Origin of the sequence: Vibrio sp. MMG023, from assembly GCF_021654215.1 — a bacterium.
GTDB lineage: Bacteria > Pseudomonadota > Gammaproteobacteria > Enterobacterales > Vibrionaceae > Vibrio > Vibrio jasicida.
Map to the genome: position 1 here is coordinate 36,328 of NZ_JAKFZP010000015.1, position 16,584 is coordinate 52,911.

13 protein-coding genes are annotated in these 16,584 nt (G+C 45.8%); 4 read left to right on the top strand and 9 right to left on the bottom strand.

Annotated features, from left to right (window positions below; genetic code table 11):
* Positions 1-246: 246 nt before the first annotated feature.
* From L1076_RS25650 to argC, 3 genes are all read right to left on the bottom strand, one after another.
* Positions 247-1,461, bottom strand: a complete 1,215-nt coding sequence (locus L1076_RS25650) for an argininosuccinate synthase (protein WP_104047796.1) — start codon at positions 1,459-1,461, stop codon at positions 247-249.
* 90 nt (positions 1,462-1,551) lie between these two features.
* Complete coding sequence (gene argB / locus L1076_RS25655) at positions 1,552-2,343, bottom strand: acetylglutamate kinase (RefSeq protein WP_105068811.1); 792 nt, start codon at positions 2,341-2,343, stop codon at positions 1,552-1,554.
* Between the two features lie 21 nt (positions 2,344-2,364).
* Positions 2,365-3,369: an N-acetyl-gamma-glutamyl-phosphate reductase gene (gene argC / locus L1076_RS25660; RefSeq protein WP_042603405.1), complete on the bottom strand. Its 1,005-nt coding sequence runs from the start codon at positions 3,367-3,369 to the stop codon at positions 2,365-2,367.
* A gap of 144 nt (positions 3,370-3,513) precedes the next feature.
* On the opposite strand from argC, the gene argE reads away from it, so the two are divergent.
* The 3 genes from argE to L1076_RS25675 all read left to right on the top strand — a co-directional run bounded on the left by argE (position 3,514) and on the right by L1076_RS25675 (position 8,541).
* Positions 3,514-4,650, top strand: coding sequence for an acetylornithine deacetylase (gene argE / locus L1076_RS25665; RefSeq protein WP_045405851.1), 1,137 nt, complete (start codon positions 3,514-3,516; stop codon positions 4,648-4,650).
* A gap of 279 nt (positions 4,651-4,929) precedes the next feature.
* The gene (gene ppc / locus L1076_RS25670) at positions 4,930-7,563 is read left to right on the top strand and encodes a phosphoenolpyruvate carboxylase (RefSeq protein WP_038873715.1); all 2,634 of its coding nucleotides are present in this window, start codon (positions 4,930-4,932) and stop codon (positions 7,561-7,563) included.
* Positions 7,564-8,001: 438 nt separating this feature from the next.
* Entirely contained in the window at positions 8,002-8,541 is a 540-nt protein-coding gene (locus tag L1076_RS25675) for a PadR family transcriptional regulator (protein WP_038873693.1), read from the top strand.
* 70 nt (positions 8,542-8,611) lie between these two features.
* Here L1076_RS25675 and metF read toward each other — a convergent pair whose 3' ends face one another.
* The 3 genes from metF to L1076_RS25690 form a co-directional block, all read right to left on the bottom strand.
* The gene (gene metF, locus L1076_RS25680; RefSeq protein ID WP_038873696.1) at positions 8,612-9,514 is read right to left on the bottom strand and encodes a methylenetetrahydrofolate reductase; all 903 of its coding nucleotides are present in this window, start codon (positions 9,512-9,514) and stop codon (positions 8,612-8,614) included.
* A gap of 271 nt (positions 9,515-9,785) precedes the next feature.
* Positions 9,786-12,194 (bottom strand): bifunctional aspartate kinase/homoserine dehydrogenase II, encoded by a 2,409-nt coding sequence (locus tag L1076_RS25685; RefSeq protein ID WP_042603407.1) that lies wholly within the window; start codon positions 12,192-12,194, stop codon positions 9,786-9,788.
* Between the two features lie 18 nt (positions 12,195-12,212).
* Positions 12,213-13,373 carry an O-succinylhomoserine (thiol)-lyase gene (locus tag L1076_RS25690; RefSeq protein WP_038873701.1) on the bottom strand — a complete coding sequence of 387 codons (1,161 nt, stop codon included), beginning with the start codon at positions 13,371-13,373 and terminating at the stop codon, positions 12,213-12,215.
* Between the two features lie 229 nt (positions 13,374-13,602).
* Here L1076_RS25690 and metJ point away from each other — a divergent pair, with 229 nt between their 5' ends.
* A complete protein-coding gene (metJ, locus tag L1076_RS25695) occupies positions 13,603-13,923 on the top strand; it encodes a met regulon transcriptional regulator MetJ (protein ID WP_038873704.1) in 321 nt (106 codons plus the stop codon).
* A 107-nt stretch (positions 13,924-14,030) separates the two neighbouring features.
* Here the strand turns inward: metJ and L1076_RS25700 are convergent, their stop codons facing one another.
* From L1076_RS25700 to L1076_RS25710, 3 genes are all read right to left on the bottom strand, one after another.
* Entirely contained in the window at positions 14,031-15,308 is a 1,278-nt protein-coding gene (locus L1076_RS25700) for a malic enzyme-like NAD(P)-binding protein (RefSeq protein ID WP_038873706.1), read from the bottom strand.
* Positions 15,309-15,515: 207 nt separating this feature from the next.
* Positions 15,516-15,992 (bottom strand): bacterioferritin, encoded by a 477-nt coding sequence (gene bfr / locus L1076_RS25705; protein ID WP_042605519.1) that lies wholly within the window; start codon positions 15,990-15,992, stop codon positions 15,516-15,518.
* Positions 15,993-16,066: 74 nt separating this feature from the next.
* Positions 16,067-16,255 (bottom strand): bacterioferritin-associated ferredoxin, encoded by a 189-nt coding sequence (locus L1076_RS25710; protein WP_038873712.1) that lies wholly within the window; start codon positions 16,253-16,255, stop codon positions 16,067-16,069.
* Positions 16,256-16,584: the final 329 nt, after the last annotated feature.

Consider the following 16,584-nt stretch of genomic DNA (forward strand, 5'->3'; position numbering starts at 1 on the left):
TTTCTCCTGATGACTATTGCTTACGCTAACGTATTCTTCATTAAGTGTTGACCAAATCGGTGGTCATTTGCTCACTTTTTCTTATGCCTCAACGTTACGATAATCACAGATAAAAATAAAGTAGAAATTCAATATTTTTACATATTTATTCATGATTATTTTATCTTTATGCCTACGAGGTCAGCAAAAACGAAAAAGACCCGCCAATAGTGGCAGGTCTCTTATCTTATAAGGCGCTAAATTGGTTTATTTTTTCTGGCTGTTCAACGCACGAATACGGCTTGATAGCGAGTAAAGACGGATAAAGCCTTCAGCATGGCTTTGGTCATAAACTTCATCTTCACCAAAAGTAGCAAATTCTTCAGAGTACAAACTGTTATCCGAACGTTTTTGCGTTACCGTTGCGTGGCCTTTGTAAAGCTTCACAACCACTTCACCATTCACGTCTTGCGCGAGCTCTTCAGAAGCCGCAAGAATAGACTTACATAGAGGCGTGAACCAACGACCATCGTAAACAAGGTGCGATGCTTTCAGACCAAGCTCCTCGCGGAATTCAAATGATGCTTTGTCCAGCACAAGTTGCTCCACTGCACGCAGCGCTTCCATCATGATAGTGCCACCCGGAGTTTCGTAGCAACCACGAGACTTCATACCCACTAGACGGTTTTCGACAATATCGATACGACCAACACCGTGCTTCGCACCTTTCTCGTTTAGGTAAACCAACGCGTTGTATGGTGTCATCGCTTCGCCGTCTACCTCAACGACTTCACCTTTCGCTACTTTCAGCGTCACGGTTTCAGCTTCATTCGGTGCTTGCTCTAGATCTACAGTCCAAGCCCAGCAATCTTCATTTGGCGCATTCCATGTATCTTCTAGAACGCCACCTTCAGTAGAAATGTGCCATGCGTTCGCATCACGCGAGTAAATCTTAGTAAGAGATGCTGAACAAGGAATGTTACGCTCTGCTAGGTAGTCCAGACATTCTTCACGGCTCACTAGATCCCATTCACGCCAAGGCGCAATAACATGCAGATCTGGTGCTAGTGCTGCAAATGCACCTTCAAAACGTACTTGGTCGTTACCTTTACCGGTACAGCCATGACACAGAGCGTCTGCGCCAACTTTACGTGCGACCTCAACCTGCGCTTTGGCAATGATTGGACGCGCCATTGATGTACCTAGTAGGTATTTACCTTCGTAGTAAGCACCCGTTTTAAGTGTCGGGTAAATGTAGTCTGCGACCATTTCTTCTTTCAGGTCAGCGATGTAGCACTCAGAAGCACCAGAAGCTTTTGCTTTTGCTTCAATACCTTCTAGCTCCTCTGCACCTTGACCAACATCGGCAACGAAAGCCACCACTTCACAGTCGTAGTTCTCTTTTAACCACGGGATGATTACTGAAGTATCTAGACCGCCTGAGTATGCGACTACCACTTTATTTACGTTCACTTTGCTCATGTTTTTTCTCCAAACTTAACTGGCGCTGCTCTCGGCGGTCAGTGCCAACCACTTCCTAATATTCAATTCTTTAACTGGTTTGCTTCTGCTTTATTGAGGCAGAAACTGCGTTCCAATACTTTCACCCGCGAATAGCTGGTTCAGTTTCTCTGGGTAACGCCATGTCGCGACTTCGATAGGACGACCAAGATCATTGGCTGCCTCCAAAGCGGCTTTAACTTTGACGATCATGCCGTCGGTGATTACTTGCCCTTGGATCAATGCATCGGCTTCTTGCTCGGATAGCGTTTTGATCAGGTGACCTTTGCCATCGAGCACACCGCTAACATCAGACAGAAGTACTAACTCCGCATCTAGTGCGCCCGCTACCGCTACCGCAGCTTGGTCCGCATTCACATTCATCATCTGACCTTTTTCAGTCAGACCAATTGAACTGATGATCGGCAGTGCACCTGCGTTTAGCACCGCTTGTAAAAGGGTTGAATCACCCGGTGATGCTTTGCCTACAGCGCCTAATTCTGGATCAAGTTCTTCAACATGACATAGCCCACCGTCAGCGAGACTAAGACCCACTGCATTCAGACCATCCGCAATCGCTTGACCTTGAAGCAATTTGTTTGCTGTGCCAGCAAGCGCGCCTGCAATCACAGGAATTTGCTCATAAGGCGTCACACGAAGACCGCTTTTCTTTACGGTTTCAAGCTGAAGCTTTGTCATCAACTCATCAACTAGGTAGCCACCGCCATGAACGATGGCGATTTGTCGCTGTGCCGACTTTTGGTAAGCCGCAATGGCAGCAAACAGTTGGCTTAAGGTTTGAGTGCAAGATAGAGCTGCACCACCGAGCTTAATGACTAAAGGAGCTTGATTGGTTTGCGTCATCGCATTTCCCTCTTTCAACGACTACAGCAACGCTGTCAGTTCTGGGTAACCGTAATGAATATTGAGACATTGCATCGCTTGACTCGATGCACCTTTAAGTAGGTTGTCGATCGCCGAAATCACAATGATGTGTTCGCCTTGCACCTTCCAGCCGATATCACAGAAAGGAGTATTTTCGACATCCTGAATACGTGGAATACCATCACCTTTAAGACGAACCGCAGGCTTGCCTTGGTAAGCTTGTTCAAACGCTTTCGCCACTTGTGCTTCCGTCACGCCTTGCGAAAGTTTCATGGTGATCGTGGCAAGAATGCCGCGCTTAAAGTTGCCTAGGTGTGGAGTAAAAATCACATCGCAACCCAAATGCTGAGCAATCTCTGGTTGGTGACGATGGTTAAAGACACCGTAAGGTTGCAAGCTCACTTCGCAGAAGCTGTTAACCATGGAAGCTTTACGCCCTGCACCTGATACACCACTGGTTGCGTTAATCACAGGCCATTGGTTGGTATCCAGTAATGCGTGTTCTAATAAAGGTTTGATTGCAAGCTGTGAAGCGGTTGGGTAGCAACCTGCCACTGCAATCAAAGGAGTGGTTTTTATTGATTCTTGGTTCCACTCTGCTAAGCCGTATGCAGCTTTATCTAGCCAGTTGTTATATTGATGTTCGAAGCCATAAAAGGTGTTGTAGAAGCCTTCGCTTTTCACACGGAATGCACCGGATAAATCGAATACCTGACAGCCTGCCTCTAAGAAAATTGGGGCTAAGTCGTGGCTCACTTCATGTGCTGTAGCCAGAAAGACCACATCTGACGCTTGAGCAACCTGCTCAGGGTCAGTCAGCGGCGAAACTGGCATATCAATCACACCCGCTAACTTGCCGTGCAATTGAGCAATGTTCTTTCCTGCATCTACGCTATTGGCGGAAACATATAAACCTGATAGCGTGAGTTCAGGGTGTTTGTTGACCATTAAAGCCAACTCTGCGCCGGTGTAGCCGCTGGCTCCGATAATCGTGGTTTTTAGCATTACATGACATCCATATACTTAAGGCTGAAAATGACTATTCATATTTAATTTTTGCTTTATTTTGATTTTTTATTCAATAAATATGATTTAATATGTGTTTTACATTTTTGTGCTCTGTCTGTCAACAGGAGAATTGAAGAATCCATGCAATTACCAAGTTTTCTAGAGGTCTATGAAGGACTGATCAGTACCTCTTCGATAAGCTCAACCGATCCAAGTTGGGATCAAGGCAATGCCAAAGTGATCGAGAAGCTGGCATCTTGGTTTAAAGATCTTGGCTTTAGTGTTGAAGTGATCGAAGTGGAACCAGGCAAACACAATATGATCGCACGTATGGGTGAAGGTGAAGGCGGCTTACTTCTCGCAGGCCATAGTGATACCGTTCCATTTGATGAAGGACGTTGGAGTTTTGACCCACATACGCTGACCGAGAAAGACAACCGCTTTTACGGATTAGGTACTGCGGATATGAAAGGCTTCTTTGCCTTTATTTATGAAGCGGTAAAGAAAGTCGACTGGAGTAAACAAACCAAGCCGCTGTATGTGTTGGCGACCTGTGATGAAGAAACCACCATGCTGGGTGCGCGTCATTTCACTGAGAACGCACCTTTTAAACCGGATTACTGTATCATTGGTGAACCCACCAGCCTTGTACCCATTCGAGGTCACAAAGGACATGTGGCAAATGCTATTCGCGTAACAGGTAAATCCGGTCACTCATCGGATCCGGCACTTGGTGTCAACGCCATTGAAATCATGCATGAGGTCATGTTTGCCATGATGCAACTGCGTGACAAGCTAGTGAAAGAGTACCACCACCCTGGTTTTGCCATTCCAAGCCCTACCCTAAACCTCGGTCATATTCATGGCGGTGACAGTGCAAACCGGATTTGCGGTTGCTGCGAACTGCATTATGACGTGCGTCCTCTTCCTGGTATTAGCCTTGATGGTTTAGAGAACATGCTGCGCGGAGCCTTGAAAGAAGTCGAAGCGAAATGGCCAGGGCGATTAGAAATCATTCCCCTGCACGAGCCAATTCCGGGGTACGAATGCCAACACGGCCACCCATTTATCGGTGGTGTAGAAGAGATCTGCCAAACCAGTTCAGAAACCGTTAACTACTGTACTGAAGCACCATTTCTTCAACAGTTGTGTCCAACACTGGTTTTAGGTCCCGGCTCGATTGACCAAGCTCACCAACCTGATGAGTTCTTGTCATTCGACTTTATCGACCCAACCATCGACGTGTTATCACGTGCGATGGTGAAATATTGTTGTTAGTCGCATTCTGTACTTTCCTCACAATGCAGCTCGATTGAGCTGCATTTTGTTATCTGCGCCACGCCCCCTCTAGCACGCTATATCCTTCTTTTAGAGCGTTATTTTGTAATTAATTTTCACTTCTCCTTCGATAAGCTGACCTATTTTTGCTCTAAATCAGGAGAGAAGTGGAATAATTGCAATCTATGCGTGCTTTATTTGACTAGAACTGGTGCTTTTCGCTAGATTGGAGTCTTAACAAGGACAATGGATGTAGTTTTTTTACGAGGCAGGATGACAATGAACGAGAAATACGCCGCACTCAAAAGCAATGTGCGCATGCTGGGCCACTTACTGGGCAACACAATTCGCGATGCCCACGGCGAAGAAATCTTCGAGAAAGTGGAAACCATTCGTAAATTATCCAAATCGGCTCAAGCTGGAAATAATGCTGACAGAGACAGCTTAATCGAAGAGATTAAAAGCTTGCCAGATGAGCAATTGACGCCCGTGACCCGCGCGTTCAACCAATTTCTAAACCTGACCAATATTGCTGAGCAATACCACACCATTTCACGCCATTGTGAAGAGCATATCTGCGAACCTGACGCAATTAACTCGCTGTTCTCAAAGCTGGTGCAAAATGATGTGAGCAAGCTAGACACGGCACAAGCGGTTCGCGACCTGAACATTGAATTGGTTCTAACTGCGCACCCGACCGAAATCACTCGTCGAACCATGATCAATAAGCTGGTGAAGATCAACGAGTGCCTATCTAAGCTTGAGCTGAGCGATCTCTCTTTCAAAGAGCGTAAGAAAACTGAACGTCGCCTTGAACAACTTATCGTTCAAAGCTGGCACTCTGACGTTATCCGTCAGCAGCGCCCGACACCGCTTGATGAAGCTAAATGGGGCTTTGCAGTGGTCGAAAACTCACTATGGGAAGCCGTACCTGACTTCTTACGTGAAATGAACGACCGCCTGAAATCTTACCTTGGCGAAGGTCTGCCAATTGATGCTCGCCCAGTGCACTTCTCTTCTTGGATGGGTGGTGACCGCGACGGTAACCCATTTGTAACCCACAGCGTGACTCGTGAAGTACTGCTTCTATCTCGCTGGAAAGCAGCTGACCTATATCTTAACGACATCAACGAACTGATCAGCGAACTGTCAATGACAGTGTGCAACGATAAAGTTCGTGAGCTTGCAGGTGAAGATCAACACGAACCATACCGTGCGATTCTGAAACAACTTCGCTCACTATTGAACGAAACTAAAGACATTCTAGACGCGAAAGTTCACGGCCAGAAATTGGCAGTCAAAGCACCTCTGCAAAAAGTAGAGCAGCTTTGGGAACCACTTTACGCGTGTTACCAATCGCTAAACGAATGTGGCATGGGCGTGATTGCCAACGGCTCACTGCTGGATACGCTGCGCCGCGTTAAAGCATTCGGTATCCACCTAGTTCGTCTCGATATTCGTCAAGAAAGTACTCGTCATGCTGATGTGCTTTCTGAATTGACTCGTTACCTAGGCATTGGTGACTATGAGCAGTGGAGCGAGCAAGACAAGATTGCTTTCTTAACCAACGAACTTGCATCTAAGCGCCCTCTTCTACCTCGCGACTGGGAGCCATCAGAGCCAGTTAAAGAGGTTTTGGATACCTGTAAGATTGTGGCAGCACAACCTCGCGAAGCGTTTGGTGCTTACGTTATCTCAATGGCACGTACCGCTTCTGACGTACTTGCCGTGCATCTACTGCTACAAGAAGCGGGTTGCCCTTACCGCATGGACGTATGTCCACTGTTCGAAACGCTAGACGATTTGAACAACGCAGAAGCGGTAATCAAGCAGCTGATGGGCATTGATCTATACCGCGGCTTTATCCAAAACCACCAAATGGTGATGATTGGCTACTCTGACTCTGCAAAAGATGCAGGCGTAATGTCAGCAGGTTGGGCGCAATACCATGCGATGGACTCTCTGGTTAAGGTTGCAGAAGAAGAAGGCGTTGAACTCACACTATTCCACGGTCGCGGCGGTACAATTGGTCGTGGTGGTGCGCCGGCTCACGCTGCACTACTATCTCAACCACCTAAGAGCCTGAAAGGCGGTCTGCGCGTAACCGAACAAGGTGAGATGATCCGCTTTAAGCTGGGTCTACCTGATGTCGCAGTCAACAGCTTCAACTTGTATGCAAGTGCAATCCTAGAAGCGAACCTACTGCCGCCACCAGAGCCTAAACAAGAGTGGCGTGACTTAATGGATGTGCTGTCCGAGGTGAGCTGTGAAGCCTACCGTAGCGTCGTTCGTGGTGAGCCAGACTTCGTGCCTTACTTCCGCCAAGCAACACCTGAACTTGAGCTAGGTAAACTGCCTCTAGGTTCTCGCCCTGCAAAACGTAACCCGAATGGTGGCGTGGAAAGTTTACGTGCGATTCCTTGGATCTTCTCTTGGAGCCAAAACCGTTTGGTTCTTCCAGCATGGCTAGGGGCTGGTGAAGCGATTCAATACTCAGTAGACAAAGGCCATCAGGCACTACTGGAAGAAATGTGTCGTGAATGGCCATTCTTCTCGACTCGTCTAGGTATGCTTGAGATGGTGTACACCAAGTGCAACATGGACATCTCTCGTTACTATGATCAGCGCTTAGTTGAGGAGCAGCTTCAACCGCTGGGTGATCGCTTACGAGATCAACTTCAACAGGACATTAAGTCTGTCCTGAACGTAGAAAACAACGAGAACCTGATGCAAAGCGATCCTTGGGGCCTAGAATCCATTCGCCTACGTAACATTTACGTAGAGCCATTGAACATGCTTCAAGCTGAATTGCTGTACCGTACTCGCCAGACTGAAGAATCTTCTGCAAACTTAGAAGAAGCACTGATGGTAACCATTGCAGGTATTGCAGCTGGTATGCGTAACACAGGCTAACCAAGCTACGCATAAAGAACCAAAGGCTGAGTTAATACTCAGCCTTTGTTACTACTAACCAATCACTTCTACTATTTGAGCAATACGCAACCAGACATTTAATCCAAGAAAAAAACAAAAAGTCCCCACCAAACAACATAAAACACTACACAAAAACACTATTGAGTATTTTATTAGTTTTTTTGGGTAATTTTGTCCTACTATTCCACTTCATGCTTATTATTTATATACTACTTGCCTGCTGGAAGCTCACAAATCCAATCAAATAGGCTCCAGCTCGATGGAAACACCCATCACTCTAGGTGATAAACGGCTTTAAGGTGACAGGACCAACATTGTTGGTGCTATTTACACATAAAAAACTCAAGCGTCAGAAAGAGCGCAAATGAAAGTGTAAGTAGCTTGTTTACAAGTTTATTGACCATTTGGATTGAAGACATGTCATTACCACACGTAATTTTAACTGTTCTTAGCACTCGCGACGCAACCGGTTACGACATCACTAAAGAATTCTCAGCTAGCATCGGTTACTTCTGGAAAGCAAGTCACCAACAAGTTTACCGTGAACTAAACAAAATGGCTGAGAAAGAGCTGGTTACTTGCGTACTTGAACCGCAAGAAGGCAAACCTGACCGTAAGGTTTACTCAATTACTGACGCTGGCCGTGGCGCATTAGGTGAGTGGTTCGATCAACCAACAGCACACCCAACAGTACGTGATGAGTTCTCTGCTAAGCTAATGGCTTGTGCAGTGCAACCTGCGACACCGTTTCGTGACCAACTTTCTGAACTTGTGGAAGAGTCTCGTAAACTGGTTTCTCATTACAAAGAGATTGAAGCCGCGTACTACGCAACACCATCAACACTAGACAAACAAGCACGACTAGAGCGTCTAACACTTCGTCGTAACTTAATGCTACGTGAAGCGTGGATTAACTGGGCAGAAGAAGTGCTAACAGAACTTGAAGTGATTGGCTAATTCGTCGCTTTGAATAAAACGAAAAAGGCTTGCCGATGGGCAAGCCTTTTGTCTATCTGGGGAAAACGTATTAAGCGCCTACTGCGACTTGTGGGCGAACACCGAGCGTGTGGCATAGTGCATAAGTCATCTCTGCACGGTTAAGTGTGTAGAAGTGAAAGTCCTTCACGCCTTCACGGCTTAAGACACGCACCATATCAATCGCTTGGCTAGCACCAACAAGCTGACGCGTCACAGGATCATCATCCAAACCTTCAAACTGTTTGCTCATCCAACCCGGCACTTTCACGTTGTTCTGCGCCGCAAAGCGAGACGCTTGTTTGAAGTTTGATACAGGCAAGATCCCCGGAACGATTTCTACATCAATCCCTGCCGCTACACAGCGATCACGGAAGCGTAGGTAAGATTCCACATCAAAGAAGAATTGGGTAATTGCACGGTTTGCCCCTGCTTCAACCTTACGCTTTAAGTTAAGCAGATCCGATTGTGCGCTTTTCGCTTCTGGGTGTACTTCTGGGAATGCTGCCACTGAGATATCAAAATCATGGCGTGCTTTAAGCAGCTCTACCAAGTCTGACGCATACATATCTGGCGCACCACCACCTGGTGGAATATCACCGCGCAGCGCAACAATGTTCTTGATACCGTTATTCCAGTAATCGTCAGCAATGTCGATCAATTCATCACGAGTTGCGTCGATACACGTTAGGTGAGGCGCAGCAACAAGACCCGTCGCTGCTTTGATTTCTTTGATGATAGAGTGGGTTCTGTCACGCTCGCCTGAATTTGCGCCATAAGTAACAGAAACGAATTTCGGTTGAAGAGTTTTAAGGCGGTGCACTGAGTTCCACAGTGTTTCTTCCATCTTTTCACTGCTTGGTGGGAAAAACTCAAATGAGACGTTGATATTGTCTGATAGTTCAGCGATATTCTGGTTTAAGGCATCAATATGCCCTGCATGTGTGTATCCCATCTTACTCTCCCTGTGGCAACTCCACCACGAAATCAAAATCCTTAAATCGACGTTTAGACGTCTATATGTCTCCAGAATGTATTGAATACGATTTAATGTCAACCTTGTGATTATGAATTTTTCTCAAGTTAATAATTAGGATAGTTCAAGTTCCTAAGTGACAACCTCATCGCCTAACTCTGTGATTCAGTATGGCATTATCAAGACAATAAAAAACCCCGGAAGCCATCCGAGGTTTTGTGGTAGTTCGCAAAATTGGACTTAGTAAGATTTAGAATAAGCCAGCTAGGCGATTAAGATCAGATTGAATCGCACCGGCTGTCACTTCACGTCCTGCGCCTGGACCACGAATCACTAATGGGTTGTCTTTGTACCATTTACTCTCAATTGCGAAAATGTTGTCACACGGTAGTAAGTTCGCTAAAGCATGCTCTCGTGATAATGCCTCAACTCCTACCGTTGCTTTACCGTTACGCTCGAGACGGGCGACATAACGTAGCACTTGGTCGTTTCTTTGAGCTTTAGTTAGGCGCTCTTGCAGGATTTCACTTAAGGTATCACCTTGGTCAAAGAAAGCGTCTAGGCTCAAATCTCGCAACTCTTCTGGTACCAACGATTCGACCTTCACACTTTCAGGTTCAATATCCAAACCAGACTCACGAGCTAAGATAACCAACTTTCGCATCACATCAGAACCATCTAAATCTGAGCGAGGATCGGGCTCAGTCAAACCTTGCTGCCATGCTAAGTCGACTAGTTCAGTAAATGGTACCGAACCATCAAATTGTTGGAATAGCCAAGATAGCGTACCTGAGAAAATACCCGACAGTGCGACAATCTCGTCACCGCTTTCACGCAAATCTCGAACGGTGTGATTTATTGGTAGCCCCGCACCAACCGTCGCGTTGTATAGCCAATGACGGCCAATCTTGGCGAAAGCATCTTGTACTTGATGGTAATACTGACTATCAGCTGAACCTGCCACCTTGTTCGCCGAGATAAGATGAATACCTTGCTGTGCAATTTCTACATAACGTGCCGCCAGATCTTTACTCGCAGTGACATCCAGTACCACCGCTTCGTCGAAATTTTGAATCGCACCGAGCTTAGTTAGCCAATTGCTATCATTCTCTATGCTTTCATCATCAAAGCGCTGAGCAACCGTTGCTGCATCAATCCCGTTTTCATCAAACCAGTAAGTTTGGCTATCTACCACCGCCACTAAATCAAAGCTCATGCCGTGGCGTTTTTCGAGCTCTTCTTTTTGCTCTGCGAACAGTGATAACCAACTTGAACCAATATTACCTTTACCACACAAGGCAACCGCTACGCGCTTTTGCGCTTGAAACAGCTGACTATGAATACTTTGTACTAACTCTTCCACTTCGGCTCGGCGTAATACTGCGACGAGACTCAGCCCTGATTGTGCCTCTGAGATAAATTCAACCGGAGAGTCTTTTAACTGCTGATAAAAACCAAAGCAATGATTGGCGTTTTTCGTGACCCCTGCACCTACCGCTGCGAGCAGTGAGTAACCCTCTTTCAGTTTAATTTCAGCTTCAACCGCCAACTCTTGAAGGTAAGCCAATGCACCACCGGCTATCTCGGACGTGTACGCTAAGCGCAATGTTTGTTGGTCTTCTTGCGCTTCAAATGCTAGTGGCTCTAATTGAGCGCGCTTTAACGCTTGCAACACTTCTTTCTGCGCTCGCTCAAAATCATGACCATGCACAAATGAAAGTTGCACGAGTAACACTTCATCAAGAGAGGTAATGATTTTAGCGCCACGACCAGATGCTAATACACGCTCAATTCGGGTTGAGCCAGACTCCGGTTGATAGCTGCATTTGAGGTTCAAATCCATCGTACTTTGAGCAACAGGTTGAAGCGTGCGACTGTGCAATACCGGAGCAGCTAAGCGAGCAAGTTCACTTGCTTCATCTAAACGCAGTAGGGGCAACAAGCATGCATCAGAGACTAAACGTGGATCCGCACTATACACACCTGCGACATCACTCCAAATAGTAACAGTACTAGCTTCTGCCAGTGCACCAATGACCGTAGCCGAGTAATCAGAACCATTACGGCCTAACAGTACTGTCTCTCCCGCCTCATTCTGTGCCATAAACCCTGTGATAATCACTCGCTGATGATTATGTTGTGCTAATGCTTCTTTAATTAGAGCGTAAGAACGAGCGCGGTCGACTTCTGGCTGTGTACCTACTTCTGCACGTAAAAAGGTACGAGAGTCTTGTGCAACCGCTGGCAAACTCTGCTGCGACAGCAATGCAGCAAGTAAGCGTGAAGACCATACCTCACCATGTCCAAGCACTGCGGCTTTTTGAGCTTCTGTTAACGGAGCCGTTAACTCTGCTAGAGTACTGAATTCATCTTGAAGGGAAGCAAGCAGTTGCGTCTGTGCCTCACCTGTTAACAAAGCTTCTACCAATTCAGTTTGGAATTGTCTCAAGCTTTGTAATGCTTCATGCGCAACACGACCGTCTTTATCTAAACCTTCAAGAAACTCGATCAAGCGATTGGTGGTTTTCCCTGCCGCAGACACCACGACTAAATCATTTTCGGCTGAATACTCTTTTAGTATTTCAACCACACGTAAATAGCATTCGGGGTTGGCTAAACTGCTGCCGCCAAATTTATGCAGCTGACGTTGTACACTCATGACTTTTCTCTCTCCCGATTACTGTGCTGCTTTTAAAAATGCTTGCTCAAGATCGGCGATCAAATCCTGTGCATCTTCAAGACCAACGGATAAGCGCAGTAACTGTTGAGAAACACCAGCTTCAGCTAATGCCGCTTCCCCCATCGCGCGATGTGTCATCGATGCAGGATGACAAATCAAGCTTTCAACCCCACCCAAGGACTCAGCTAACGAAAACAATTCCAGCTCTTTTACAAACACTTTGAGCTGTTCAAATGATCCTGCGAATTCGAAGCTCAACATAGAGCCAAAACCGGATTGCTGCTTCTTGGCGATGTCATGTCCAGGATGCTCTGGCAAACTTGGGTGATAAATCTGTGCAACTAACGATTGAGTCTGTAAGTAAGCAAGTACATCTTGAGAACTTTCTTCATGAACTCGCATTCGCGCACCCAGCGTACGAATTCCTCTTAATGTCATGTAACTGTCGAATGGTGTTCCCGTCGCCCCAATGCAATTGCCCCACCACGCCAGCTCTTCTGCATGCTCTTCACTCTTAGTGATCACCACACCACCAATAACGTCGGAGTGACCGTTAATGTATTTCGTCGTAGAGTGGATAACAAAATCCGCACCTAGCTCCAAAGGCTTTTGGTACACAGGTGTCAAAAAGGTATTGTCCACGGCAACCAGTGCACCGACTTGTTTTGCCTTTTCACACACAGCGGCAATATCGACCACGCGCACAAGCGGGTTTGACGGTGTTTCTAGCAAGATAAGCTTTGGTTTTTTCGCAATCGCCGCATCAAGAGCTTGCTGATCCGACTGATCGACAAACTGCACTTTAAAATCACCCTTGTTCGCACGAGTATTGAAAAGACGATAGGTACCGCCGTAGCAATCGTGCGGCGCTACAATTAGATCATCAGGACCAAGAAACGTCGATACCCAAAGGTTTAATGCTGATGTACCACAGTTAGTGACAACCGCTCCTTTGCCTGATTCAAGCTCGTACAATGCTTGCTCTAGTAAGCCTCGGTTAGGGTTACCAGAACGGGTATAATCGTATTGAGGTACTTCACCGAATGCAGGGAAGCCATAGTTAGTAGAAAGGTAAATAGGTGGTACAACAGCGTTGTATTGGCTGTCTGACTCGATACCAGTGCGTACAGCAATGGTCGCAGGCTTACGGGTGCTCATGGGTGTATCCTTTCACGGGTGGTGACATCTAAATGGGAATGCGCTATATCTAGCTTGTATTGCTCAATTGATTAACACTCTTCCCTAACTATTAACCTCACTTTACTTGTCTAAAAATGAGACGTCAACACTTCTAGACGTCCATATGTCTTTGCTTATGGCAGTAAATGCAGCTAAAATCAGCACCTATATTTATTTTTCTAACTTATTACATTAATGAAGGTGCGCAATGGCTGACTGGAATGGCGAATACATTAGCCCGTATGCTGAGCACGGTAAAAAAAGCGAACAAGTGAAAAAGATTACCGTCTCAATCCCGCTAAAAGTTTTAAAAGTGCTGACTGATGAGCGAACACGCCGCCAGATCAACAACTTACGCCATGCGACTAACAGTGAACTACTGTGTGAAGCGTTCCTACACGCTTACACAGGTCAACCACTGCCAACTGATGAAGATTTGCGTAAAGACCGTCCAGACGATATTCCTACCGAAGCAAAAGCAATCATGACAGCGATGGGAATCGAATTCGAAGCATTCGACGAAGAATAATTGCTTACAAATTCGTCGATGATAGAAGCTGTGCTGGGGACGGTTTCCAAGAACAAAAAAAGGGACGCTCTCGCGTCCCTTTTTTATTTTTAAATTTTACTTTACCACTATTGAGCCATGTAATTCTCTGGCATTTCAATACGTGCCACACCAGAGTCAACCGCAGCTTGAGCCACCGCTTTTGCCACGCGTGGTAGTAGGCGTGAATCCATTGGCTTTGGAATGATGTAGTCAGTTCCGAACTCTAGCTTATCGACGCCAGCTGCTTTTAATACCGCTTCCGGTACTGGCTCTTTCGCCAATTCACGAATCGCGTCAACCGCAGCCAGTTTCATTTCATCATTGATCTCGCTTGCACGAACATCCAATGCACCACGGAAGATGAATGGGAAACACAATACGTTGTTTACTTGGTTCGGGTAGTCACTGCGACCTGTACCCATGATCAAGTCGTCACGCACTTCGTGAGCCAATTCAGGTTTGATTTCTGGATCTGGGTTTGAACATGCGAACACAACTGGCTTGTCTGCCATGAGCTTCAATGCTTCTGCAGGTAGTAGATTTGGACCCGATACACCCAAGAAAAGATCTGCACCTTCAATCACATCTTCCAACGTGCGCTTATCTGTATTGTTAGCAAACAGCTGTTTGTATTCATTGAGATCATCACGACGCGTGTGGATCACCCCTTTACGATCCAGCATGTAGATCTTCTCGCGCATCGCGCCACATTTGATCAACAGCTCCATACACGCGACTGCCGCCGCACCCGCGCCTAAACAAACAATCGTGGAGTCCTCGAGCTTCTTACCTTGCAGCTCGATTGCATTCAACATACCTGCTGCCGTTACGATCGCTGTACCGTGTTGATCGTCATGGAATACTGGCACGTCACAGCGCTCAATCAGACGCTTTTCAATCTCAAAACAATCTGGGGCTTTGATATCTTCTAGGTTGATACCACCGAATGTATCAGCAATATTTGCTACTGTGTCGACAAATTCGTCGATCGTGCGGTGTTTTACTTCGATATCAATTGAGTCTAAACCAGCAAAGCGTTTGAACAATAGCGCTTTACCTTCCATTACTGGTTTAGAAGCCAGCGGGCCAAGATTACCAAGACCAAGAATAGCCGTGCCGTTAGAAATAACCGCAACCATGTTGCCCTTCGCTGTGTACTTATACACGTTGTCAGCGTTCTGTGCGATTTCACGTACAGGTTCTGCAACACCAGGGCTGTATGCAAGAGCAAGGTCATTTGCAGTTTCAGCAGGCTTAGTTAGCTCTACGGCAATTTTTCCTGGGGTTGGATATGCATGGTAATCCAATGCTTGTTGGCGGCGTTCTTCTTCTGGGGTGACTTCTTGGCGATTGTCTTCAGACATGGATCGTTTCTCTTTGTTATTTTTCGGTAAGGGGGAATAAATTCTAAAGGATAGAAGTCAAACTTCATAGGCTAGATTGCGAGCGATATCCTTAAAAGGGCCGATAATAAAAGAGATTAGACCAGATATTAGTGATGAGCACCCTGTTTACTGGTCAGGTGCTCTTTTTATCACTTGGTTTGGATAGGAAAACAGCGAAATATAATCTCACTCTTCATCGACATATTGTGCTTGTAGGTAATTTTCTATACCTGACATCTGGATCAAACCGAGTTGAGTCTCAAGCCAGTCAACGTGCTCTTCTTCGTCTTCGAGAATATCTTGAAACAGATCTCTAGAGACATAATCGCGAATATCCTCAGCGTAAGCGATGGCATCTTTCAAATCTGGAATGGCGGCCATCTCAAGTTTAAGGTCACACTCAAGCATTTCTTTGGTATCTTCACCGATCATAAGTTTGCCGAGGTCTTGTAAATTAGGTAACCCCTCAAGGAACAGAATACGCTCGATCAAGTGATCAGCATGTTTCATTTCATCGATCGACTCATGGTATTCCTTATCTGCGAGATGCTTTAATCCCCAGTCTTTATACATACGGGCATGCAGAAAATATTGGTTGATCGCGATGAGCTCGTTACCGAGTATCTTATTGAGATGTTGAATAATGATTGGATCGCCTTTCATGGCAAAGCCCTCCTCTTTGGCTTCATTTAAATGTAGAAGCAAATTAGAAGGTGTCAAAAAGGCTCAGCTAATATTTAGCTAGCTTGTTTCAGCATTAGGTATTCAGTTTCAGCTAAAATTTCTTTCGCTTGCTTGATGCACTTGCCGCATTGACTTCCCAGCGCCGTACATCTTTTAATTCCTTTTATATCTGTTACGCCTTCATCTATCGCCAACTTCCTAATTTTCTTGTCAGAGACGCCATGGCAAAGACAAACGTACATATTCACTACCTTTAAATTTCACTATGGAATGAAATATAAACAAGAATCGTTCTTGTTACCAGTTGTATTAAAGCGAATTACAGAACGTTTTGTTATAACGATTTGAACGATTTTGGCGGCTTTCAGTAACTTAGCGGAGTACTAAAAAAGAAGGGAAGTTAGGTAAAACTAAGATCATGTTTTTCATAAACAAAACACATGACTAAGAATGACTGGCTTATAACCATATTGAAAAGAAGAAGAGTAGATATAAAAAAGGGAAGCCTTAGCTTCCCCTTTTCTAGCGCTTCTTCAAATAGAAGAAGAGTGCAAGATTACGATTAATTCAG

Coding starts and splice junctions, on each gene's coding strand:
- argB (WP_105068811.1), bottom strand. CDS start 2,343: ATGACGCAAACCAATCAAGCTCCTTTAGTCATTAAGCTCGGTGGTGCA.
- L1076_RS25700 (WP_038873706.1), bottom strand. CDS start 15,308: ATGTCTGAAGACAATCGCCAAGAAGTCACCCCAGAAGAAGAACGCCGC.
- L1076_RS25690 (WP_038873701.1), bottom strand. CDS start 13,373: ATGAGCACCCGTAAGCCTGCGACCATTGCTGTACGCACTGGTATCGAG.
- L1076_RS25710 (WP_038873712.1), bottom strand. CDS start 16,255: ATGTACGTTTGTCTTTGCCATGGCGTCTCTGACAAGAAAATTAGGAAG.
- ppc (WP_038873715.1), top strand. CDS start 4,930: ATGAACGAGAAATACGCCGCACTCAAAAGCAATGTGCGCATGCTGGGC.
- metJ (WP_038873704.1), top strand. CDS start 13,603: ATGGCTGACTGGAATGGCGAATACATTAGCCCGTATGCTGAGCACGGT.
- L1076_RS25685 (WP_042603407.1), bottom strand. CDS start 12,194: ATGAGTGTACAACGTCAGCTGCATAAATTTGGCGGCAGCAGTTTAGCC.
- L1076_RS25675 (WP_038873693.1), top strand. CDS start 8,002: ATGTCATTACCACACGTAATTTTAACTGTTCTTAGCACTCGCGACGCA.
- bfr (WP_042605519.1), bottom strand. CDS start 15,992: ATGAAAGGCGATCCAATCATTATTCAACATCTCAATAAGATACTCGGT.
- argC (WP_042603405.1), bottom strand. CDS start 3,369: ATGCTAAAAACCACGATTATCGGAGCCAGCGGCTACACCGGCGCAGAG.
- metF (WP_038873696.1), bottom strand. CDS start 9,514: ATGGGATACACACATGCAGGGCATATTGATGCCTTAAACCAGAATATC.
- L1076_RS25650 (WP_104047796.1), bottom strand. CDS start 1,461: ATGAGCAAAGTGAACGTAAATAAAGTGGTAGTCGCATACTCAGGCGGT.
- argE (WP_045405851.1), top strand. CDS start 3,514: ATGCAATTACCAAGTTTTCTAGAGGTCTATGAAGGACTGATCAGTACC.